This is a genomic window from Treponema sp. C6A8 (assembly GCF_000619925.1).
Lineage (GTDB): Bacteria > Spirochaetota > Spirochaetia > Treponematales > Treponemataceae > Treponema_D.
In genome coordinates this window covers 91,337-114,240 of the sequence record NZ_JHVB01000001.1, presented here as the reverse complement: position 1 = coordinate 114,240, position 22,904 = coordinate 91,337, and the positions used below count along the sequence as shown (strand labels likewise).

Annotated in this window: 24 protein-coding genes; 7 read left to right on the top strand and 17 right to left on the bottom strand. The window is 33.3% G+C overall.

The features are described 5' to 3' along the window. Nucleotides 1-9 precede the first annotated feature (9 nt). The 14 genes from T530_RS0100470 to T530_RS15070 form a co-directional block, all read right to left on the bottom strand. Nucleotides 10-1,134, bottom strand: a complete 1,125-nt coding sequence (locus T530_RS0100470; protein WP_027727313.1) for a phosphonoacetaldehyde reductase — start codon at nt 1,132-1,134, stop codon at nt 10-12. 2 nt (nt 1,135-1,136) lie between these two features. Next, nucleotides 1,137-2,435: a phosphoenolpyruvate mutase gene (aepX, locus tag T530_RS0100465; RefSeq protein WP_038073391.1), complete on the bottom strand. Its 1,299-nt coding sequence runs from the start codon at nt 2,433-2,435 to the stop codon at nt 1,137-1,139. A gap of 17 nt (nt 2,436-2,452) precedes the next feature. After that, nucleotides 2,453-4,003, bottom strand: coding sequence for a hypothetical protein (locus T530_RS0100460; RefSeq protein WP_027727311.1), 1,551 nt, complete (start codon nt 4,001-4,003; stop codon nt 2,453-2,455). Between the two features lie 315 nt (nt 4,004-4,318). Beyond that, nucleotides 4,319-4,924 carry a hypothetical protein gene (locus T530_RS0100455; protein WP_027727310.1) on the bottom strand — a complete coding sequence of 202 codons (606 nt, stop codon included), beginning with the start codon at nt 4,922-4,924 and terminating at the stop codon, nt 4,319-4,321. Next, entirely contained in the window at nt 4,894-5,487 is a 594-nt protein-coding gene (locus tag T530_RS0100450; protein ID WP_038073203.1) for a YdcF family protein, read from the bottom strand. Before T530_RS0100450 ends, T530_RS0100455 begins: the two co-directional genes overlap by 31 nt. Then, nucleotides 5,484-6,548: an N-acetylneuraminate synthase family protein gene (locus T530_RS0100445; RefSeq protein WP_027727308.1), complete on the bottom strand. Its 1,065-nt coding sequence runs from the start codon at nt 6,546-6,548 to the stop codon at nt 5,484-5,486. The genes T530_RS0100450 and T530_RS0100445 overlap by 4 nt, the downstream gene beginning before the upstream one ends. Nucleotides 6,549-6,598: 50 nt before the next feature. Continuing rightward, entirely contained in the window at nt 6,599-7,891 is a 1,293-nt protein-coding gene (locus T530_RS0100440; RefSeq protein ID WP_027727307.1) for an aspartate aminotransferase family protein, read from the bottom strand. Nucleotide 7,892: 1 nt separating this feature from the next. Then, nucleotides 7,893-8,585 (bottom strand): pseudaminic acid cytidylyltransferase, encoded by a 693-nt coding sequence (gene pseF / locus T530_RS0100435; protein ID WP_027727306.1) that lies wholly within the window; start codon nt 8,583-8,585, stop codon nt 7,893-7,895. 11 nt (nt 8,586-8,596) lie between these two features. Continuing rightward, nucleotides 8,597-9,664: an FkbM family methyltransferase gene (locus tag T530_RS0100430; protein WP_027727305.1), complete on the bottom strand. Its 1,068-nt coding sequence runs from the start codon at nt 9,662-9,664 to the stop codon at nt 8,597-8,599. Continuing rightward, on the bottom strand, nt 9,661-10,518 hold the full coding sequence (locus T530_RS0100425) for a glycosyltransferase family 2 protein (protein WP_027727304.1): 858 nt from the start codon (nt 10,516-10,518) through the stop codon (nt 9,661-9,663). The genes T530_RS0100430 and T530_RS0100425 overlap by 4 nt, the downstream gene beginning before the upstream one ends. Before the next feature lie 24 nt (nt 10,519-10,542). Continuing rightward, nucleotides 10,543-11,541 (bottom strand): UDP-N-acetylglucosamine 4,6-dehydratase (inverting), encoded by a 999-nt coding sequence (gene pseB, locus T530_RS0100420; RefSeq protein ID WP_027727303.1) that lies wholly within the window; start codon nt 11,539-11,541, stop codon nt 10,543-10,545. Between the two features lie 265 nt (nt 11,542-11,806). Next, nucleotides 11,807-12,898, bottom strand: a complete 1,092-nt coding sequence (locus T530_RS0100415; protein WP_027727302.1) for an FRG domain-containing protein — start codon at nt 12,896-12,898, stop codon at nt 11,807-11,809. A gap of 955 nt (nt 12,899-13,853) precedes the next feature. After that, the gene (locus T530_RS14495) at nt 13,854-15,173 is read right to left on the bottom strand and encodes an Abi family protein (protein WP_215904672.1); all 1,320 of its coding nucleotides are present in this window, start codon (nt 15,171-15,173) and stop codon (nt 13,854-13,856) included. Nucleotides 15,174-15,634: 461 nt separating this feature from the next. Continuing rightward, nucleotides 15,635-15,805 (bottom strand): hypothetical protein, encoded by a 171-nt coding sequence (locus T530_RS15070; protein WP_156011472.1) that lies wholly within the window; start codon nt 15,803-15,805, stop codon nt 15,635-15,637. Between the two features lie 234 nt (nt 15,806-16,039). On the opposite strand from T530_RS15070, the gene T530_RS14490 reads away from it, so the two are divergent. From T530_RS14490 to T530_RS14485, 7 genes are all read left to right on the top strand, one after another. Next, the gene (locus T530_RS14490; RefSeq protein WP_051537687.1) at nt 16,040-16,507 is read left to right on the top strand and encodes an NlpC/P60 family protein; all 468 of its coding nucleotides are present in this window, start codon (nt 16,040-16,042) and stop codon (nt 16,505-16,507) included. Continuing rightward, nucleotides 16,498-16,746 (top strand): hypothetical protein, encoded by a 249-nt coding sequence (locus tag T530_RS0100390; RefSeq protein WP_027727300.1) that lies wholly within the window; start codon nt 16,498-16,500, stop codon nt 16,744-16,746. The genes T530_RS14490 and T530_RS0100390 overlap by 10 nt, the downstream gene beginning before the upstream one ends. A gap of 6 nt (nt 16,747-16,752) precedes the next feature. Then, complete coding sequence (locus T530_RS0100385; RefSeq protein ID WP_027727299.1) at nt 16,753-17,526, top strand: DUF4469 domain-containing protein; 774 nt, start codon at nt 16,753-16,755, stop codon at nt 17,524-17,526. Between the two features lie 160 nt (nt 17,527-17,686). Further along, entirely contained in the window at nt 17,687-18,289 is a 603-nt protein-coding gene (locus T530_RS0100380; RefSeq protein ID WP_027727298.1) for a hypothetical protein, read from the top strand. Nucleotides 18,290-18,696: 407 nt separating this feature from the next. Beyond that, nucleotides 18,697-19,158, top strand: a complete 462-nt coding sequence (locus T530_RS13120) for a hypothetical protein (protein ID WP_051537686.1) — start codon at nt 18,697-18,699, stop codon at nt 19,156-19,158. Next, nucleotides 19,151-19,519 carry a hypothetical protein gene (locus T530_RS0100370; protein ID WP_027727297.1) on the top strand — a complete coding sequence of 123 codons (369 nt, stop codon included), beginning with the start codon at nt 19,151-19,153 and terminating at the stop codon, nt 19,517-19,519. Before T530_RS13120 ends, T530_RS0100370 begins: the two co-directional genes overlap by 8 nt. Nucleotide 19,520: 1 nt before the next feature. Beyond that, entirely contained in the window at nt 19,521-19,979 is a 459-nt protein-coding gene (locus tag T530_RS14485; protein ID WP_051537684.1) for a helix-turn-helix transcriptional regulator, read from the top strand. Between the two features lie 32 nt (nt 19,980-20,011). On the opposite strand, the gene T530_RS0100360 is transcribed toward T530_RS14485, so the two are convergent. Genes T530_RS0100360 through T530_RS0100350 form a run of 3 tightly spaced genes read right to left on the bottom strand, consistent with a single transcriptional unit; the run spans nt 20,012 to nt 22,739 of the window. Further along, nucleotides 20,012-20,536, bottom strand: coding sequence for a KOW motif-containing protein (locus T530_RS0100360; protein WP_027727296.1), 525 nt, complete (start codon nt 20,534-20,536; stop codon nt 20,012-20,014). A 7-nt stretch (nt 20,537-20,543) separates the two neighbouring features. Further along, nucleotides 20,544-21,071, bottom strand: coding sequence for a winged helix-turn-helix transcriptional regulator (locus T530_RS14480; protein ID WP_051537683.1), 528 nt, complete (start codon nt 21,069-21,071; stop codon nt 20,544-20,546). Between the two features lie 15 nt (nt 21,072-21,086). After that, nucleotides 21,087-22,739, bottom strand: coding sequence for an ABC-F family ATP-binding cassette domain-containing protein (locus T530_RS0100350; protein ID WP_027727295.1), 1,653 nt, complete (start codon nt 22,737-22,739; stop codon nt 21,087-21,089). Nucleotides 22,740-22,904 lie beyond the last annotated feature (165 nt).

Sequence of the window (22,904 nt, the reverse complement as noted above, 5' to 3'; positions counted from 1 at the left end):
AAGTATCAGTTAGTTCTTATTTCTTAAAATTTGATGATACAAAATATTAATATCCTCTTCTGTTAATTTTATAGGATTATTTTTTATGCGTACAGGATTAACTGAAATTTTTAACATATCAAAATCGTCAACATTTTTTACATTAGGTATTTCAATATTTAGTTTTTGAAGAATTGAAGAAAATTTGACAGTTGCTTCTTTCACACTTTTACATCCCATAATTTGCGCAAGCTGTGAAAACATATTATCAAGATATTCTTTTCCACGAGCATCGTTAGATTTTTGGGTATTGTTTACCATAAATGGCCACAATTTATTAACACATAAAGCTGCAGCATGACCATGAGCAATGCCATACATACTAGTAAGCTTATAACACATTGCATGACCAGCAGTTGTTTGGGTGATATTTATTGCTTTACCTGCCAAATTTGCAGCCATAAGCATATTATAGTTACCTTTTTCCTCATTTCTAAGATATGAATCCAAATTTTCTAATATTATATTAATTGCTTTCTCTGAGAACGTCTTACTCTCTGCTGTTGAATTAACAGACCAATATGCCTCCAAAGAATGACATAATGCATCCAACATTGTAGATTTTCTTTGATAATCTGGCAGAGTATGTAAAAAAGCAGAATCAAAAATCACTTCAGAAGGAATGCAAGTATCATGCGTAATAGATTGCTTTTCACCTTTGTAATATATAACTGCATATCTTGTGGCCTCACTCCCTGTACCTGCAGTCGTTGGAGCAACAATTAATTTTATATCATTTGGTATAGGAACTTGCTCAAAAAATAGCTTATTGTTGTCAAGTCCCATATAAAGTTTTATACATTTTGCAACATCAATGGAACTTCCACCACCAACAGCAATAATGCAATCGCAATTTGTTTCACGGAACAGTTTTTCGCCTTCTACAACAGAATCATAATCTGGATTAGGATGAAAATTGGTAAATGAAACAATATCAATTCCAAGTTTTTCTTTTAAGGATGCAAAATATTTGCTAATTTTAAAATTCAAAAATGATTTAGTATGTACTAAAAACACCTTTTGAATTTTATTACTAATAAAAAAACTATCTAGAGCAGAATAGTTCTGATGAGCAAAAATGATAACTTGATCCATAATCACTTTGTACCCGGAATTAGTTCAAGAATCTCTTTTATACTCATACACATATCATTAGCTTCAAAGGAACGATGATGCGTAAGAATAGACTTTGCAGTATTTACCATAGCTGGATATGCAGAACGAAGCATATGATTTGCATAAATTACAACATTTACCCCCCAAGATTGAAGCTCGTTCTCTGTTACCTGATTATAAGTTGTTGGTACGACAATAATAGGTACAGCTGCATGCTTTTCACGGAACTTATGACAGAATTCTTTTATATCTTCACCACTCTTATTTTTTGAATGAATCATAATTCCGTCAGCCCCTGCATCTACATAAGCAAAGCATCTTTCAAGAGCATCTTCTATTGTTTTACCAGCAATAAGGCTTTCACAACGCGCTATAATCATAAAATCCGGAGCAATCTGAGCTCTTTTACCAGTACGAATCTTTTCACAGAAGCCTTCGATTGTATCCTGAGTTTGAGTTGCATCTGTTCCAAAAAGAGAATTTTTCTTCAAGCCCACTTTATCTTCAATGATTACAGCAGAAACACCAAGTCTTTCCAATGTACGAACAGTAAAAACAAAATGCTCTATTTTTCCACCTGTATCTCCATCAAAAATTACAGGTTTTGTTGTACATTCAAGAGCATCATTAAGCCCATGAAGTCTTGTTGTAAGATCTACAGCTTCAATATCAGGTTTTCCTTTACTTGTAGAATCTGTAAGTGAACTTGCCCACATACCATCAAATTCTTCTGTCTTGTTATTTACCCTTACTTTTGTCTTTTCAATAATAAGACCTGTAAGTCCTGAATGACTTTCCATTATGCGTACAATTGGTTTTGCAGCAATAAGACGTCGTAGCATCTTCTGACGAATTTCTGGAGTTGTTCCAAGTTCACGAACTTCTGCATTCAGAACGGTAGAAGAAATACCTGGTGTATATGGAATATCAATAACTTTTCCGCCCCATTTTGAAATACAGTCTATTACTCGTTGACGAGTTTCTTGCTGCACCCCAATAAGCCAGTCATCACCATGAACTACATAATCAGGTTTTAATTTTTCAAGGTTTGGAACATAATCCAAAGTTGTCTGTGGAACAACTCGTGCAACTCCTTTTATATTTGAAACAATTTCCGCACGCTGTTCATAAGTAAGATATGGAAGCCGTTTGTAACTGGCAATAGCTTCATCCGTAAGAACCCCGACTGTTACTTCTCCAAGCTTCATAGCCTCATGAATAATATTCAAATGTCCATGATGAATTAAATCGGCACTCATGCCACAATAAACTGATTTCATATTACCTTCTATGTGCATTACACTGAATGATATCCCGCTTTATAAAAATACGAATCTTTATAAGTTATACCTTTATTATATAATTCAATTAATTTACTGAATATAATATCATTTTGTCCTATATGTGGAAAATCAGTTCTAATAGCATTCGTTAATACAAAATCAGTGTCATCGAATGTTTTACAGAAGCAATAACACGCCCAAGAAACTTTTTTTGCCATTACTATTTGTTCATTTGTAAGAGGTTGAATTTTATCACAATCTTTTAAAACTAATTCATATTCTTTTACAGATTTTGGTTCAATTGTAAATCCAAAACCATCATAAAAACCTTTTCCTGCAACAATAACTGGTATACCAGCACTAGAATATTCTAACCCCGCAGTACCTCTTACCGTAACAATTACATCTGCTAAATCAAAAACCAAATTTGAATTTATACTATCGTCTAGTATATAAATATTATCTGATTTTCCATATTGTTGGAAAATATTAAAAATTCTATCTCCTTCCCCATAGAGTTTTCGACTAGGATGAGCCTTTAAAATCCAGTTCACATTTTTAATTTTTGAGATTATTCGTAAAGTATCAATAAGCCAATGATAATAATCCATATAAAGTCCTGACTCGCATGTAAGAGGGTTGTCTGACATACAATGACACATAATACAGACATTTTTTTTAGCTTTATCTATATGATTCTTCTCTAACCAAACTTCTTTCGAAATGTTTTTTTTTAAAGAATATGCCAGCCTTTCATCCATTGATTTTTGTAATGATGTACCATTTCTACGATTAACATAATAATTATTAATTATTGAAATAAAATCGAATTTATCAGCTTCGCATACCCCTTTTATAATTCTTCTTTTTACTGGAGCATCTGCATAATATGGTCTATTATCAGGTGCCACCCATTCATCAATTATCCCCCCCGCTTCAATTTGTGCTACTTTTCCACCATATTTTCCTACAAAATCAATAACTACCTTATAATTATATCCTACTTCTTGAGTTAAATAATACATTGGTGGATTTTTTTTAAATTGCTTATCTATTGTCAATGCAAGTCTAATAGTACCAAAAACTTCTCTTAACATGTTCCATTTCAGCCTATCTATTGTATCAAGTTCTTCTCTAGCCCGAATCAGCTGATCACACATTGCAATACCAATTTCAACACCTTTAACTTTATACTTTAATAGTTTTTCAAGAGGTAAATGCCTTATAATCAAAAATATGGCTTTAAAAATTGCAATCCCCTTAATAAAGATACTTGATTTAATTGTATAGTTTTTAATATTCAGTTTATTAAACAAGGTTTCAAATTCTTCTTCCTCATCTCTTAATCCATAATTTACCTGATAAATTGTTCCTCCAATTTTTGCACGAATTCCCAATGCAAACAAAACTCTTGGATAAAATCTACTTATTACATATTTTTCAAATGCATCAAAATATATATATAGTTTTCGATTCAATTTGTTTTCATCTATTTTTTCATTATTTTCTAAATCTATAGTTTCAATAAACTCGTTATATTGTTCAATATTATTAATTGTCTTCAATCTATTTCTCCCAAATCTGTTCAGTTATAATATATAAATTTGCTATTTTCCTTCTTCGTTAAACATTTCTTTTTATAAAAAATAGATATTCTATATCTATCAATTAGAACAAATTTTAAATGTCTTAATCTTCATAACTTTCCAAATATTTAAAATTAAATAAATTATATTTAGAATAGAAATAACTTTTTATTAATATTTAATAATATTAATAAAAAGTTATGCAATTCAAAAATAATTACGGTTAGCCATGAATATTTAATTTTTTAACCAAATTTCAAAACTAAAAAAATTATGAATTTCTTATTTACTAATTTACACTACCCCATAATTCTTCTTAATTCTCAAATGTCTATGAATCTCAAAACCATCGGCATTTAAACCACTAGCATCTGTATATCTGCCTACATAAATCTGATCTCCTTTGTCATCTACATCAGAACACCAGACATAATCATTATTCCAGAGTTTTTCAGCATTATTAACAAAATAATTAACAAAAAAAGCATATGTAAGCTCAACTGCAGAATTTAACTTATAAGTTGCTACAATCTTATCAGCTGGCATTGCTCTAGATTCATCAATCACAGACTTTGAAATCAAAAGCCATTTTAATTCCAATGGTTTATTGATAAATTGCTCATTCAAATACCAGTCTTGGTTATAAAAACAAGGAGTTCCTTCATATGCAGCAATTTTATTTTTTATTTCAATAATGCTTATATCTCTACAATCAAAGAATTTCTCAACGCATAGTACAAGTAAATGTGAGGCTTTATGATTTTTCAAATAAACTTCATCATATGAAATTTCAGGAACAGCAGCTGGTATTTCAAGTGAAAATGTTCCGCTTATTTTCTTTAATTCGTCAATCCCAATGAAATTTTTACCTAATATCTCTCTTGCTTTTGCTTCTTCCATTTCAAATACTCCAAGCCTTCCGCATATGAAGCAACATTATTTTTATTTTGATAAACTTCAATCTTGTCTAGTTCAGAAGCTAATAAATCTATTCTTCTTCCCCAATCAGTTTCTTCATACCAATCCAAATCTTTCACAGCAGCCATATCCATTATTAAATCAGGAAACTTCAGTTTTTGTACACATAAGAAAGTCAAAAATGCACGATAAGAATGATAATGTGAAGCAACAAGAACAATTCTTTTCCAGTTATTTTGTTGAGCAAGCTGCATTATTTCGATAGCTTGCTCATAAGTATTTTTAGATTTATCTTCTAAGATTAAATCTTTTTCTGGCACACCTGCTTCTAAAATTAAAGGCTTTACTTTTTCATAAGTAAAAGCACCTGATTTTTCATCGTCAAATCCACCGGAAAAACAGATAAGCGGTGCAATTCCGCTTTTATACAAGGAGACAGCTTTTTTATAACGCGCAAAGCCATCTCCTTCCAACAGGATTATTGCATCGCTTTTTTGAGGCTCGTCGGTATCAAGTAAAGCTATAAAAGCTTCTCTTTCTGTCATTTGATATCTTCCCAGTAAATAGGCTCGCCTTTGAGAATTTTTCTTGAAGAAGTCTTTCCGGCAATAGTTTTTTCAAACTTTGGAGGAATACCAAGAGCAGGACGGAGAACATCAATATCTTCAGGTCTGATAATTGCACCTTCTGCAATTTCATTCTTTGCACAGAGTCCGCGACGCTGAACAAATACAGTTTCAGATTCTTCTTCTACAACCTGCTTGAATGAAGTTCCAAGAGATTTTTCAAGTTCACGAATTGATTTTACCATAAACTTGAATTCATCTGGCTCCATTGAATGAGGATGATCAGGTCCTTTATCATTTTTGTTGAGAGTAAAATGTTTTTCAATAACTCTGGCACCAAGAGCAACAGCTCCCAAAGCAACAACAGAACCTGGCGCATGATCAGAATAACCAGTAAGAATATTATACATCTTCTGGTAAGATTCAATTACCCGAATGTTGGCACTTTCTAGTTTTGAAGGATAATTTGTAACACACTGCATAAGAACAAGCTGATTGTTTCCGGTTGCAAGGATAGTTCTTACTGCATCATCAATTTCAGAAATTGTTGCATCACCAGTAGCAAGCATCATTGGTTTACCTTTCTTTGCAATGTATTCAAGCATAGAAAGCCAAGTAATGTCTCCAGAACCAAGCTTAATAAAAGGAACGTCCAAATCACAGCACAAATCAACCGCTTCCTTATCATAAGGAGAAGTTGAAAAATCGATACCTACTTTCTTACAATAATCAGAAATTTCTTTATGCCATTCATGTGGAAATTCAACATCCTTAAAAACATCATATACAGAGCGCCCCCAGCTTCCGTGAACGCCATGCAAAGTCATTTTCTTAAAGCCTGCATCTGAAACAATTTTCTCTGCAGTAAAAGTCTGGAACTTAGCACAGTCAGCTCCACATTCTTTTGCAGCATCAACAAGTTTTTTAGCTTTTTCAATGCTACCGTCAAAGTTGGCACCAATTTCTGCAATAATATAAGTTGGATGATTCAATCCAATTGTTTTATTTCCGATTTTGATTTCTTCTGGAAATACATTCATAAAACTAACACTCCTTACAATCTAAATTTCTTCTAAAACTACAAAAGTTTTTATCCTAAAACAATTTTTAAAGGCTCTCCTTCCATAAAAGAAGCTGGATTACCCGAATCCAATGCCTTTTTATAAACTTTCATTGCATCTTCAAATACATTTAATGTGAAATCTATATCCTCATCAGTATGAGAATAACATGGAAATATATGCCATCCAAGCAACACACCGCGTTTTACACATTCCTGCATGAAAATTGAGTTATAAAGCCAGTCATGATGTCCTTCATAATCAGAATATCGCAAATCAAGACGCACAGGATATCCTGCTAAATCAATCGGAACTCCGATTTTTTGTGCAAGAAATCTAAAATTATCCTGTATCTTTGTGCCTAGACTCCATAGCCGTTCCGTAACAGGTTTGTTTTTTAATTCATTCATTACAGCAATACCAGCTGCAAGAGAAAGACATTCACCACCGAATGTTGTTGAAATAAATACCTTTTTATCAACCGCATCCATTATTTCTTTTTTACCAGCTACGATTGAAAGCGGCATTCCGTTAGCAGCAGCCTTGCCAAAAGTTGCCATATCCGGCGTTATGCCAAAATATTTCTGAGCTCCGCCTATACTGAATCTGAAACCGTCAACAACTTCATCAAATATTAAAAGTGCCCCTTTCTGTTGACAGATATCTCGCAATTTTTCCAAAAACTTATTTTCAGGAGCATCAACCTGCACAGGCTCAGTTATAACAGCTGCAACTTCCCCCTTAAATTGCTCAAAATATTTTTCAACGGCATCAAAATCATTATAGTCGAATTTATGAACATATTTCTTTAAATCTTCCAAAATTCCGCCCTGACGCACACTTTCAGCAGCTGTCGTCCACTCATGCCAACCGTGATATTCACCGCGCAGAATATGTTTTTTACCTGTATAGGCACGTGCAATGCGTACAGCAGCTTCTGTTGCACTGGAACCTGTTTTTAAAAAACGAACTTTTTCAGCACAAGGAATGTTTTCAATACAGAGCTTTGCATATTCTACTTCCTCAGGAGCAACGAGTGAATACCCCATTCCTCTTTCCAACTGACGGCGAACAGCATCATCAACAGGCTTATAACAATATCCAAGTAAAATTGGTCCAAGTCCCATATCATAGTCAATATATTCATTTCCATCAGGATCCCAAACATGGGCATCTTTTGCATGGTCAATATATATTGGAGAAACACCTTGTATATGTGTTTCAGGTCCTTTACTATACAATTGAACGCCTGAAAGAATTGTATTTTGTGCCTGTTTCCATAATTCATTAGATTTCTTGAGTGAACGATTTATGACTTTCATATTATTCTCCCAAATGCAATAATTTATATTTCATCTCTGCCATTTTCCAATCATCTTGTGTATCTATATCCTGGCATTCCTGTTCATTTATAATGTATGCTAAAGTTTTGTTCGGTGTAATTGTTTTTTCAGAAAGCATAACATTAGTTTCCAAATAATAAAACATCCCAACATCATAAAATTTAGGAATTAAATCTTGAGATCTTATAAGTTGGGCATTTTTGTCATTTGGTATTAAAAGACCATCTTCAATTTTCATAGCCCATTCTACAGGTGCAGGATATCTGCATACAGGTTGTAAAGCATCTGCATTAGACTGTTTCAAAGCAATATATGACTCTCTTAAAGTCTTCGATGTCAAAAATGGCACACATGGATATATACAGCAAAGTTCTTCATATTCAAATCCTTGTTTTTTATATTCTGTAATTACTTCTTCAAGAACATCAAATGTTGTTGCAAAATCATTACTTGTTCGTTCACTACGCATAAATGGAACTTTTGCACCATATTCTTTTGAAACATTTGCGATTTCCTCAGAATCTGTCGACACCATTATTTCTTCAAACAAACCTGATTCTTTTGCAGCTTCAATTGCATAAGCAAGCATTGGTTTTCCCATAAAAGGTTTTATATTCTTTTTGGGAATTCTTTTTGATCCACCTCGAGCTGTGATTATTGCTATAATACTCATTATATTCTCTATTATTTAATTGGAATCGCAAGTAAATGTGTATGAATACCAGATTTTAAGATAAATCTATATTTTAAGCCATTATCAATCAAAAATTTCGGTATATCATAAATATCCTGATATCTATGATATACACATATAGCCATAATAGGATTATACTTTTTAATCGTTTCAAGCCCCCCACCCAGAACTTCCATTTCCGAACCTTCGACATCCATTTTAATTACAAGTTTTCCTATAACATTAATATTGTCATCATCCAACCTTTTCACATTAATTTTCTCACAAAAACTTGAATTAGAATCATTTATAATTCCAAATTCTGCCCCTTGTTTACCAAAAGATATCTGACCATTCATATCACCCAAAGCATAATTTCTGCATTCTAAAACACAGTTATCATTGTTTCTCTCAGAACTAAACTTTTTAAGTAACTTAAAATTTTTTTCAGAAGGTTCATATGCATAGTAGTTTATCATATTGTTATACATAGAAATCATTGCTTTGTATGTATCTCCAATATAGGCACCTACATCAACAAAAGTAAACGAACCAATATCTTTTAACTCATTTTCATAGAAATACCCTTCAACATATTGCATACCTTGAATAAGGTTGTATTCATAGAATTTATAAAACTTTTCAGTCCTTGCTCCTATTAAAAAATTTAATATGTCATCAGTCTTTCTGTCAGAACAATCATATAATTTAACTATACTTTCCTTATTATCTTCAATAAATTCTGCAGCTCGTTTTAATAAATCAGAATTATATTCTACATTAACAAGCATAAGCCAAGCATAAGGAGAAACTAAAATAGAATATTCATTTATATTACTATCCAAAATCTTTACTAAATTCTCATGTATACTATCAAAAAAGCTTGCAGTAATTATTATTATTTTAGAATTATAATCAAAGATTTTTTCTGATGAAACAACAGGAATATCATAAATTATTTTACCAACTTTCTGAGGATTACCATCAATTATACATAATGGATTGTAATCGTTCTTCCTTAGTAGGGGTAAAATTTTCTCTAAATCACTACCAGCACCATACAGAATACAATTCTTCATTTTTGCTTATTCCTTATAATATTTATTTCTTTCACCCAACCAATATATCTAACAATTGTTATATAAAAGAAATATGGAAATACTTTTAATCTTATTCTAAAAGACTTTATTCTTTTTAATGGATTTATTAATTCATCCTTAAAAGGATGAATTATAGAAAGAATTTTTCTCTTAACCTTCCAGCCATTTTTATACTTATTCCAAAATTGTGCATCAGATTTACCATATATTAAAAATCGTTTCTTTGTTTCAAGAAAACTTGTTTTACCTATTTCAAAACATTCAAGATTTGAATATCCAAATTTTTTCGAAGTTATTTTTTTTATTCTTTCTTCAATATCACTATCATCAGAATCTGTACAAAATTCATCATATTTTGCTTTTTTCAATAAATCAGTATAAAAAATATAAGGTGTACCTATTACATCTCTCTCACCTTCAAAGAAGCGAGTTATCCATCGCCAATTTGCACAGTAAGACCAATAATTTACTTCAGCCTCTTTAATTCGTGTTTGAAATGCTGCACCCACCCAATCATGATTTAACATATACTGTTTTAACTTAGCAATATTTCCATCAGGTACTACATTATCATCTCCAACAAAAAGAGTATATTTACATTGAACAACATCTAAAGCTATTTGCCTTGCAAGAGCTAAACCTTTTCCTGGATCAGTAAGAACTTTTACAGGCATCTTTTCAAGAATTTCTTTTGTTCCATCAGAAGAATTGCCATCAACAACAATTAATTCTCCAGGATTCTGAATAAGAACACTTTGAACAACAGTTTGAATATTATTTTTATTATTTCTTGTACATATTACGACAGAAATATCTGAAATATCAGTATTCATAATTAAAACTCCAAAGTCTGAATTTTAAATATTTCCAACTTTTGCACGATTCTTTTCAATCCAAGCTTGCAACTGGGGAATTGTCATCCATTCAGTATTATTATCTGATGTATAACTAAATCCTTCAGGAACACGCTTTCCACCTTTTATCATTTTCTCAATAGTACCCCATTCGCAAATTTGTGGTAAAATCTTAAAATGTTCTGGATATTCATATGTATAAAATGCATCTTCCTGACTAATCATAGCTTCATGTAACTTTTCGCCAGGACGAATTCCAATTTCAACCTGTTCGGCCTTTGCATCAACTGCAGAAGCAATATCACAGATATTCATTGAAGGGATTTTTTTTACATAGATTTCTCCACCTTCCATGTCATCAAAAGCATGCCATACAAGTTCAACACCCTGTTCTAGAGAAATCATAAAGCGAGTCATACGTTTATCAGTAATAGTAAGTTTACCAGTCTTTGCAGTTTCCATAAAGAACGGAATAACAGAACCGCGGCTACCCATTACATTTCCGTAACGAACAACAGCAAACTTTGTTGATTTACCTCCAGAATAAGAATTTCCAGCTACGAAAATTTTATCTGAACACAACTTTGTTGCACCATAAAGGTTTACAGGTTTACAAGCTTTATCAGTTGAAAGAGCCACAAGTTTCTTTACACCTTTATCAAGACAAGCATCAATAAGATTCATAGCTCCATGAACATTTGTTTTAATACATTCAAAAGGATTGTATTCAGCTGTTGGTACAATTTTTGTTGCAGCTGCATGAACAACATAATCAACCCCATCAAGAGCTCTCATAAGACGTTCTTTATCACGAACATCACCAATAAAAAAACGAACACGCTCATCCCCCTGAAATTTTTTTGCCATGTTCCACTGCTTCATTTCATCACGAGAATAGATGATGATTTTTTTTGGATTATACTTTGCAAGAGTCATTGGCACAAATGTGTTACCGAATGAACCTGTACCACCAGTAATGAGAATTGTTGAATTTGAAAGCATATGATTTTCCTCTAAAAATAATTAAAATTATATAAAATATTTATTAATAATATTAAACACAGATTTAAATATAACTCTCCCTTTGGCATAAACGTAGAATAACGCAACCACCTATAAAAGAAGTTTTCCCCACCCTGTTTTACGTGTTTGAACCAAACTCCATAGCAGACAATGGCTGTCTTTAATATTTCAATTTTAGTATTCCGTATGATTATATTCAAGTGTTCAATTTTTGAATATTTACAGATTTTCAGTTCTTCGAAATTTATTGCCCACTTGCCATAGGACTCACTCCCCTATATGCTATTTTTGTTTTCAAAAAAGGAATTATTCCACCAGATATTTCGGTATTCATAACACATAACTCTGCAGGCGAAAAAGCATAATGTAAAGTTGTTAGTGCAAAGCCTTCTTTTTCAAGATTTTCTTTTACAGTGTCATAATCCAGCTTATTACTCACGCAAAATTCTTTTAGTAAAGAACTATCAATATTATTATCATTCAAAATATAATCTGCATGCCTTGATATTATTTCATCTGGAAAAAGAACTGCACCCTTATAAAAATGTTCAAATACTGCATTAGAAACAGCAAAATCTTTTGGCAATTCCCAGACAGAAAAATATTTCTTTACTGACACATCAGACAAATCTATAGCAAGCGCATTTTGTTTATAAGGACGCATTACAGCTTGAAAACCAATAATTTTTATCTGGTCCATTATATTTTCATCAAACAGTTGCATATTTGCTGTATAAAGCATTGGCCTATATTTTGAAAAGTCTGCTATTGGATGATAGCCATTATTATCTTTATAGGTATAGGCAAAAAACAAGGCAGTAAACAAATCTTTTGTTACATCAATGTAATTAGTATCAAAACCATAATGCTGAGCTACTGCTTCCAAATCAAAATCGTAATTACAATCTAAGACAGAAAACTTCTTACAGCGTTTATAATATGGAGATTCCTTAAAAAGATTGATAAATTCCTGCTTTTTAATCCAGCTGAGGCACTGTTTTAATTTAGAATCAATTTTTGATAAATCATATCTTTTTGCAGATGGTACAAAATCATCATATTTTTGATTTTCGCCACGATATAAAAACGGATTGCATTCTTCCCCCAGCATAATCCCGAAGGTATGCTCTCTTGTTTTCATATATACACCAGAATATTGTCCTTGCGGTGCAGAAAACATACCGAATGCATTTACAGGGCACATATTATAATCAAGCCTGAAAAACGATTTTGAAGCAATTTTTATATCAGGAAGAGAAAGCCCCTCTCTTCCTCTCTCTTTTACAATACAAAGAGTCGGAAATCCATCTTCATCAAAAACTATATTTTCATCCATAGCCTAAAACCATTCCCTTTTTGTCACAACTTTTATTATTATTTTACCAAAAGCAGAATTTATTTTCTGTGGGTTGTTGCCTGTGGTAGGTATGTGCTTGAAGTATTTATTATCCAATAACTGTTTTTATTAGCACCCATACGAGTTATTAAGTTCTTTTCTTTCTAAACTTCTCAAATTTGTTCTAAAAGTTTCTCTGGTTTTATTAATTCTTGCAGTAACTTCGTCATCTTTATAGCTTTTAATTATTCAGCAAAACTCTTTTCTATTTTACATATAGAAGTAACCATATTTTGCAAAGGAAAAAATTTTGAAGAGAAAGTATCCGGAGGATAAGAAGTTAAAACAGATATAATATCAAGATTAACATTCTCTATTTTTGTCGTAAAGAATAGAAGTTTCATTATATAAAAGTCTAACTTATCATCAGGCTGCTTTACTCCATTTGTTAGTTCTAAATCAGTAACATAACTTTTTATTTGTTTTTTACAATTTTCATCTGATAATTGATAAATAGGACACCTTCCCACTGGCAAATACGTGTAAAAACGCAGTCACCAAAAAGAAAGATTACCCCACCCGGCTTGCCGTGCTTGAACCAAGCTCCGAGCCTGACACTGGTTGCCTTTTAATATAATAATTTTATTATACCGCATGACTTGGGGTAAATGTTCAAAAATTGAATATAAATTAAATTACTAAAAACTTTGGCTTCTATTCTTTTCTATTGTTTAAATATTTATAATTCCATTCAATACGAAATAAACCATACTCTTCAACCGAAAATTCATATATAGTAGTGCAATTTATTCTGGACAGTTTTCTAAATTATATATCAGCATTTACAACAGATGATATACCGTTTCTATGTACTAAAACTATATGATGATTCCTACTTCATATGACGGAGGAAATCTTATATGCCGAATCCCAATAACTGAACAGTGTATCGCATTTATAGCCAATAACTTATAGTCTCCCAGTTTTTGGGAAAACCTAACAAATGTGAGCATATTGTATTTTTCTTTAATAAATTGCGTATTTTTTCTTTTATTGCATCTGTACCCATTACTTTATTATACATATAGCAAATCGAAATTACAGCATTATACCATAAATTATTCGTTCGTGTACAAAAAGGCTCTAAATCTGAAACCCCCGGTGTAAAACTTAGTGGAAATGTTAAAATTGAACCTTTGGGAATTTTAAAAATTGTATTTGTTAGAACCCCAATCTTATACCCTATTGGTAGTAATAGAACAGTTCCATCAGGTAGATTATAAGCATCACCTGTATCATTTCTTATAATTGCATTATCAGGTAAATAAATTAATAATCCTGTTGGTAAATCCCCAACAGAACTTCTTCCAGACAATAAAATTTCTACTCCTGTACAAGTCTTCAACATTCCATCTGGTAGTAATTCTATAGAAATATTATCTTTTGCCATATATTGAAAACACCATACATGGGATAAAGGATTAGTTGAATTAGGCGCAATTGGCTGCGATGTTAGATATGATGCTATTAATCTAGATTGATGGGCACAAAAGTTTCTACATACATTTATTGTACGCATCCAAGACACAAGTTCTTTAATTGACAAACCATAATCATTAGCAATTGCAGCCTTAGCTGGTATTAAATCAGATGAGTCCACAGGCATTTCTTCGTTCATATATTCATATAAATGAGACAAAGTTCCTAAAGACATAACTTCTACAGCAGCCCATTCAGGCGGAAAAAACTCTTTATAAGTTTCAATAAAATGTTTTACAAAATTTTCTTTTGACCTAAACACATCTGCAGAAAATTTATTTATCGATTCTAACCATTTCTTTCTATCGTGAAAATATTGTGGATTTAAATAACTAAAGGGTCCATATTTTGTTGATAGATAATAAGCCCATTTAGTTCTAAAAGACACCTCTATAGAACTGATTGCTTCAAAAAGAATAGACCGCAATTCCATATCAACATTATACCAATTCAAAACAAGGGAAAAATTAGAACCTGTTATGAAGGTGGCACATTTATGGTCTGATTCGAATGGTAACCAATATCCTTCTAATCTGTAATAATTTAATTCAGACAATTTTTTGTGAGCCATACTGACATCATTTATTGTCATTCCTCTTGAGGTTAATCTTGCTATTTGTTGAGAGATTGTTAATGCAGGTTTTGTAAACTCTATTTTTTGCATAATAAAAAAAAGGCCTGCTCTACATAATGTTTCACGAGGAAACAAAATAAGAACAGGTACTGTTAGTAACAAATATATCATACATAGAATCTTTTGTCAAAAAAATTTCTCATTTTGTGAATAAAACAGCGCTTCCATATTATAAATAATTAAGAGTTTTTTTAAGGCACTCTTTACATTTATCGGATAAAAGCTGTTTATTACAAATTGTAAGATTTTTCTTGCATGAAATTCTGAGAAAATCAGCCTGCTTCAGAACAATAAGAAATTATTTTATTTTATTAATATGTTTAAATTCTGAGCATCGATGATCGTAAGGAATTCTAATGATTATATATATATCAATTAATACAATATTAAGTTAGCTTGTCATTTAAAAATAGTTATACTACAGATTTCCTGATAAATTGAATATTACATATAGCATCAAATTTTCTTTTCTGCTATATTTTTCAGCCCTGACTAATGGCCACGTATATTAAAAAATCATAGGAAATAATTAAATGAAAACAAAAATCACTTCTCTAATCTTATTAATTGCATTTACTGCCAGAAAGTCCAATTTTTTCTTCTGAATCATGAATTTCTGAATAAAAAATATTTTCTTCAAGGGGCATATAAACAGGCAACGCCGGAATTTCTCTACATTTTTTCACGGATACGACATTTATAATTTTACCGGTTTGTTCTTCGTATTTAAGCATATGAACCTCACTAAAACAATATCACACGGATTGGAGATTCCTAACGGAATCTCTGATTTTAGAATTATTTCTTTTTCAACATCTTCCTGCTTTTGATTTGATTTATCGCTTGATTTTCAGTAGGAATCAATATCAATTTACATCATTTCCCCACCACACGTTAATAAAACTACGAGTTTTTTCGCCTCTTTTTTCTGTTATGGTTAGACCATCTTAAAAACACAGGAGGTCTTCATGAAAGACTATTCAAAACAGGCAGAAGAAAGTTTGAAAAAGTATTCAGATTTTCTTGAAGCTCAGGGCTGCGGCAAGATGGAAATGTTCCACAATCTGCTTGCAGAATTTAACGGCACACCTTATGTATGGGGTGATGAAACTACAGAAAGCAGTGACTGTTCCGGCACAGTCTGCGCAAGCCTTAATGCACTGTACAAAAAAAACATTCGGGTTACGGCAGATTCTTTATACAGAAATTATTTTACAGTTCCTGCAGAAGACTACGACGGCATTCAGGCAGCTTTCTTCTTAAACAATGAAGGAAAAGCCGTTCACGTAGCCGGTTACATGGGTAAAGGTTTATTCATGAACGAATCAAGCCTGGAAGAACATGGCGGCACACCGCGCACACTTACGGAACTTAAGAGAATATATTCGCCGTTTCTTTTCACCAGACGTAAACTCAAGGAGGGTAAATGGGCATAAACCTGATTCAAAGCACATTCAGGCAGCTGTTCATGCTGGTGCTCAAAAGGGTTATATATCTTGTGGCTAAGCTTATCAGCTTTAAGGGACTTGCATTTGTGGTCGGCTGTTTTTTTCTAAAGTGCGGGATAATTTCTGGCGTAGTGTGGTGTTCACTGGTCTTTGGAATCATCGCAAACCGCACCGGAAAAGAAATAATTACAAAAATAAAATCAGAAACACCAGAAACAGGAGTATAAAATAAAATGAATATTAACACACTTGCACAGGAAAATATTGAATACAAATCGTATAAACTTCCGGTAAGACTCTACCCTACAAATATGCGTAAAACGGAAGACGGAAAGGTTACCTACCATGCAAAAACAATGTTCCGTAATAGACTCAGCATGGAAGACATTGCAAATGATCTTATTGCAACAGGTGTAATTTCTAATGAAAACACGGTAGGAATTGTTACTTTATGGAACAAGCTGAACGCAGCCATGATTGACCGTATTCTGAACGGTGCCGTAGTTGACTTTGGAATTGGCGTCCTTTATGCAAAGCTTCTGGGGAGTTTTGAATCAAGTCAGTCTGTTTTTGATCCATTAAAGCACTTTATTGACATTGGATTCAGAACAAATAAGGAAACTAAGGAGCTTGCATCTACTGTTCGTCCGGTAATTGGTCAGGGCAATACTCATATGCCGGAACTTATTGAAGTGCTTGATATTGAAAGCGGAAAAGACGGTGTTTTCACCCCAGGCGGTCAGCTTGTAATTAAGGGCAAAAATCTTTTTATTACCGGTACAAACGAAGATGTTGGTCTTTATTTTGTAAACAGGGACACAAAGGAAGAAGTATGTATTAAGAATGATAAAATGGCAAAGAATGGAACTGCAGAAATAATTTGTTCTGTTCCAGCTTCCTTAGCGTCAGGAACCTACAGTCTTATGATTAAGACACAAAAATCAAAACAGAATCCGTCAAAAGAAACTGTTTGTGAAGTGTTTGACAAGACTTTTATAGTTGAATAAATAACAGTTAGCCCAACTTGCGGCTGCAGTGACATGCATTTTTCATTATCTGTGGCCGCAGTTTGAATTTATTTTATAATTTTTTGTTATGTTACTTTATAACATTCCGATATTTATAGTACAAAAGTACTAAAAATAACTAAAAATATGGAGAAAAGCTATGAAAAAAGTTTTAATCTATGGTTTCCCACAAAACCAGGCGGTATTTTTAACACCCACAGTAAACTTCCTTTTTGGAAACTGCAGAATCTTTTTTGCAGGAACAACTGATGAACTCAAAAATTCACCAGAGCAGTTTGATTCAATCTGTATTAATGCATCATTACATTTCTGGCAGCTGGATTTTGCTATTTCTCTTGCAAAGAAGAATGTAAAGGAACACATTCTTGGACTTTCACAGGTTTCTGTATCGCAGAAAAATCTGGAACTGCTTTTTCAACATGGAATACGGCACATACTCATTAATCTTAAGCACCAGGATGAATTAATTCACTGCAAAAAAGCCATTGAAACCAATACATCCTACCATTCAAAAGGAAGTATTATACTAAAAAATAAAAATTATGAATCGAACTCAGATATTTACAATAAACTTTCAGACAAACAAAAAAGCGCGTTCCATTACATGATGAGCGGAAAATCTCTAAAAGAATTCCGCACTGACTTCGGCTTTAAAGCTTTAAGCACAGCCTCTACCCACTGGAACCTTGTACTTAAAAAATATCAGGTACATTCTGTAATCCAGCTGAGAAACAAATACTAAGTCCCCCCACCTCCCACTATGACTGTATCACGGACATATCTCCGTATACAGTCACATAATCAAACTTATACAGCAATATAATTCTCTTTATTCAGCTGCATAATCATGCTTATGTTACAATATAAGCAAACTTATGTTACAACATAATCACACTTATATTGAAATATATTTCCGGTTATGTTGCAATAATTTTATCGTACGGATATCTTACATTCAGGAAGCTGTAAGCAAACGGGCATCACAGTTCGATTGTATAAAAAATATCACTCTAAACTTTTAGGTTTATAGTATATTTTTTTTTACAATTGTAAGTAAATTTTATTTGACACTCAGTTAATTGTGTATTATCTTATTAATCAGAATGTATTACTCATTCAAATCATAAATAACCAGAAGGAAGGTTTATTATGTTTATTCCAATACCATTTGAAATTCAGAATGCTGTTAAAAATGAATCCTCTTTAACTGGGAAAAGTATTCGCCAAATAATTACAGATAAATTACGTCAAGAAACTGCAGAGAAAATATATTCAAAAGATTTACTCGCTAATCTGCAAAAATTAAATGAAATACAAAAATTACCAAAAAACTGGAATGGTAATGGAGCATCACGTTTTTCAAAAAAACTAATCAATAAAGTAAAAGAACTTCTTTTTGAACTAAATAAACAACCACAAGTTTTTCCAACTGCAAATGATTCCATTCAAATTGAATATAACTTTGAAGACGGAAGTTACCTTGAATTCCAGATATCAAAATTAAAACTATTAGAATTCCTTAAAATAACAAAAGATGGCTCAGAAACATCCGGAACTATTCCTTGTTCACACTATTATATAAATCAGATGCTTGAGGAGTTTTATGAATAATATTTTTAGAAATGATGAATTATTATATCGTGCTGTTTTTCCACCTGAACATAGAAAAATGTTTTGGAGAGATGATTTACATGTTTCTTCTGCTGCTTTTTTAGATAAAAAAGGACTGTCTGTAGAACGTGGTGACTATCGTTGTGAAGAAGATGTTGTTTCAAACATGAAAAAATTCTTTATAGGTTGTATAATATCAGTAACAGTTGAATTATGTCTCGCAGTAAATGCCTTTGTAATTTATAAGCCGACAAAAAGAAGTAAATATCATACAGAAATTCATGGAAGTGATAAGAATCCTCTTTTAAGTCCATCACAAAGACGACATTTATCAAATTATTGCAAAATTGTATCAGCATAGTATGACAGAAACATTAAAAAAACTCAGAGAACAGAATAATTTATCACAAAATGTAATAGCACATCTTTTAGGAGTTTCGCGTCAGATGTACATAAAGTATGAAAAAGGCGAAGTAAATCCTCCTGTAAAAATAATTACACAATTGGCAAAGATATACAAAGTACCATATGATTTTATAATTGACGGAAAACTACAAAATACCGATACACAACATCACGAAGCCAAATATAAAATACATAATCTACAAAAATTAGAAGTTCATGATTCAGGAGTAGTAAAAAATTCTCCTAATTTGGATTATATTTTGCAACAATTGACAAAATTAGACTACAGTGAAAAACTAAAACTTCTCTCTATACTCTTGGAAATTACCAAAAAAGAAACAGATCGACTTTATTCAACACTCGGAAATAATTCGCCATCATTAGAAGAAAAAAAGATTGTAAATCCATTTATCTAATGTCTATAAAAAAAATTATTAAAAAACTTCTCCTACACCTTCTTTACCACTTCGTAGGTCAGTCCGACAATTTTCAACCCGTTCATAAAGTCAAACTGTACGTTTACCCGCTTGTTGCGGCGGTTGACGGCTACAATCTTTCCGGCAAAGTCTTTGAAAGGACCGTCAAGAATTACGATTTTATCGTCCTCATTAAAGTCTACGTGAACAATGCTGATTGTTGAACCGAAGCGTAAAATAGAACGGATGATATTCAAATCTTTTTGAACAAGAGGCTGGGCAGCAGAAGTCTGAGGAAGAATTTTTACAAAGCCTTTCCCTTTTTTTAGAGGTAGAAGTTTTATGATTTCGGTTTCAGAAGTTTCAAAAAAGACATAGCCTGGAAAAAAGAGATCCATATATTCTTTTCCGTTTTTAAGGCGCATCTGCTTTTTAAGGACGTAGAGCCTGCCTGTAATTTCAAGTTCCCCGGAATCAAGGAGGGGCTGCATTTCCTTTACATAATTATCTTCCTGCCCGGTCCGAACCCAGATGCAGTAAATCTTTTTTTCTTCCATATAAAAACTACTGTGTAATCAGATTTAAAAGATTGATGCAGCCCTGGTTAGAAAGACGTTCAAGTTCAGCAGGCTCATTAAGTTCACCTGCAATACAAAGGGCTTTTGAATCGTAAGCTTCATCTGATTTTTTTTGAATAAATTTTACATCCTGATTCTGGCAGGCATATACAAGAAGGAATTTGATGTAGCTTTCGCCGTAAAGAATTACAGACTCTTTTCCGGAATCTTTTGCATCAGCAACTAGTTTAAGAAGGGCTTCGTTGTAATTGTTTGCAATGGCAAAGGTTCGTCTGGCAAACTTCTGGCTGCGGGCAGTAAGTTCAGAAATCCCGGCCGGAGTTACAGCGTAGGAAAGCTTTCGTAAATTTACGTTCGTAAGCATAATCCAGCCGCGCTCCACAAAACGCTTGAGGACGGCATTCATCAGCCCGATAGACATCCCTGCCTTTTCCGCCAGCACCCGCTGACTTGCCATCGGCTCAGTTTCCAGAGTATCTGCAATGTCCTGTAAAACAGCTACATCATTGTTCATCCGTGTGACAATCTTTTAAACTCTATACTTCAACTTCTTGCCGGTGCCTTCATACAGCTTCTTACGGAGCTCGGCAACGCTTTCGTCTTTAATATAATCATCAAAGCTCATCATGCGGTCGATGATTCCGTTTGGTGTGATTTCTACAATGCGGTTGGCGATAGACTGAATGAACTCGTGGTCGTGTGAGGTAAAGAGTACAACACCAGGGAAGGCAATCAAACCTTCGTTCAAAGACTGAATTGCTTCAAGGTCAAGGTGGTTTGTAGGATCATCCATACATAGAACGTTTGCGCCGCTCAGCATAAGCTTTGAAAGCATACAGCGGACCTTTTCTCCACCCGAAAGAACCTTTACCTTTTTGAGGGATTCGTCACCGGAAAAGAGCATACGGCCCAGGAAGCCGCGGACATAAGCATCGTCCTGATCTTTAGAATACTGCTTGAGCCATTCTGTGATGTTCAGATTATTGTTAAAATATTCTGAAGTATCGCGTGGAAGATATGTGTGGGAAGTTGTCTGTCCCCAGTAATATTCGCCTGAATCTGCCTTTTTTACCTCGTTGATAATGTCGAAAAGCGCTGTTTTTGAGTTATGTTCAATACCGACAAAGGCGATTTTATCGTTGCGGCCAACGCTCAAAGAAAAATCCTTAAGAAGCTGAACGCCGTCTGCATCCTTAAAGTTGAGACCTTTAATATCAAGAACGTTGTTTCCGATTTCGCGGTCTGCCTTAAAGCTTACATATGGGAACTTACGGGTAGAAACAGGGATTTCTTCCATGCTTTCTGCAAGCTTGTCGTAAATCTTTTTGCGTGATGTTGCCTGTTTAGCCTTAGAAGCGTTTGAAGAGAAGCGGAGGATGAACTCGCGCAAATCCTTCATCTTATCTTCTGTCTTTTTCTGCTGTTCGTGGGCCTGGCGCTGCATAATCTGGGTCATCTGATACCAGAAGTCGTAGTTTCCGCTGAACTGAGTGATTTTTCCAAAGTCGATATCACAGATGTAAGTACAAACTGTGTTGAGGAAGTGACGGTCGTGCGATACAACAATTACAGTGTTTTCAAAGTCCAGAAGGAAGTTTTCAAGCCATGTGATTGATTCAATGTCCAGACCGTTGGTAGGTTCATCGAGAATCAGGGCATCAGGGTTACCGTAAATTGCCTGTGCAAGAAGAACGCGAACCTTCTGAGATTCATCAAGTTCACTCATCATTTTGTCGTGGAACTCTTCTTCAAGACCAAGACCTGAAAGCATCTGTTCAATCTGATTTTCTGCTTCGTAACCGCCAAGTTCGCCGAATTCAGCTTCAAGCTCTGCAGATTTAATTCCGTCTTCCTCTGTAAACTCAGCCTTAGCATAGATTTCGTCGCGGGCTTTAGAAACTTCGTAAAGCTTTGGGAAGCCCATCATAACAGTGTCTTTTACAGAATATTCGTCGTAGGCAAAGTGGTCCTGCTTCAAAACGGCCATTCGCTCGCCTGGTGTCATAAAAATATCGCCTGAATCGCGTTCAAGCTCGCCTGAAAGCAGCTTCAAAAATGTAGATTTTCCGGCACCGTTTGCACCGGTAATTCCGTAACAGTTTCCTTTATTGAATTTAAGGTTTACGTCTTTAAAAAGCGGTTTTTCGCTGAATGAAACGCTTACATCGCTTACTGTAATCATTAATATCCCCAATCTGAATAAAATTTTATGATATATTTTAGCCTTTTATTCGGATTATTACAATGTAGGTAAATTTTTCTTTTACGTTTCTATTGACAGAAACAGTTTCATAGTGTATGTTTCTATATATAGATACGTTACTACTAACAGTAACATGAAACTGCA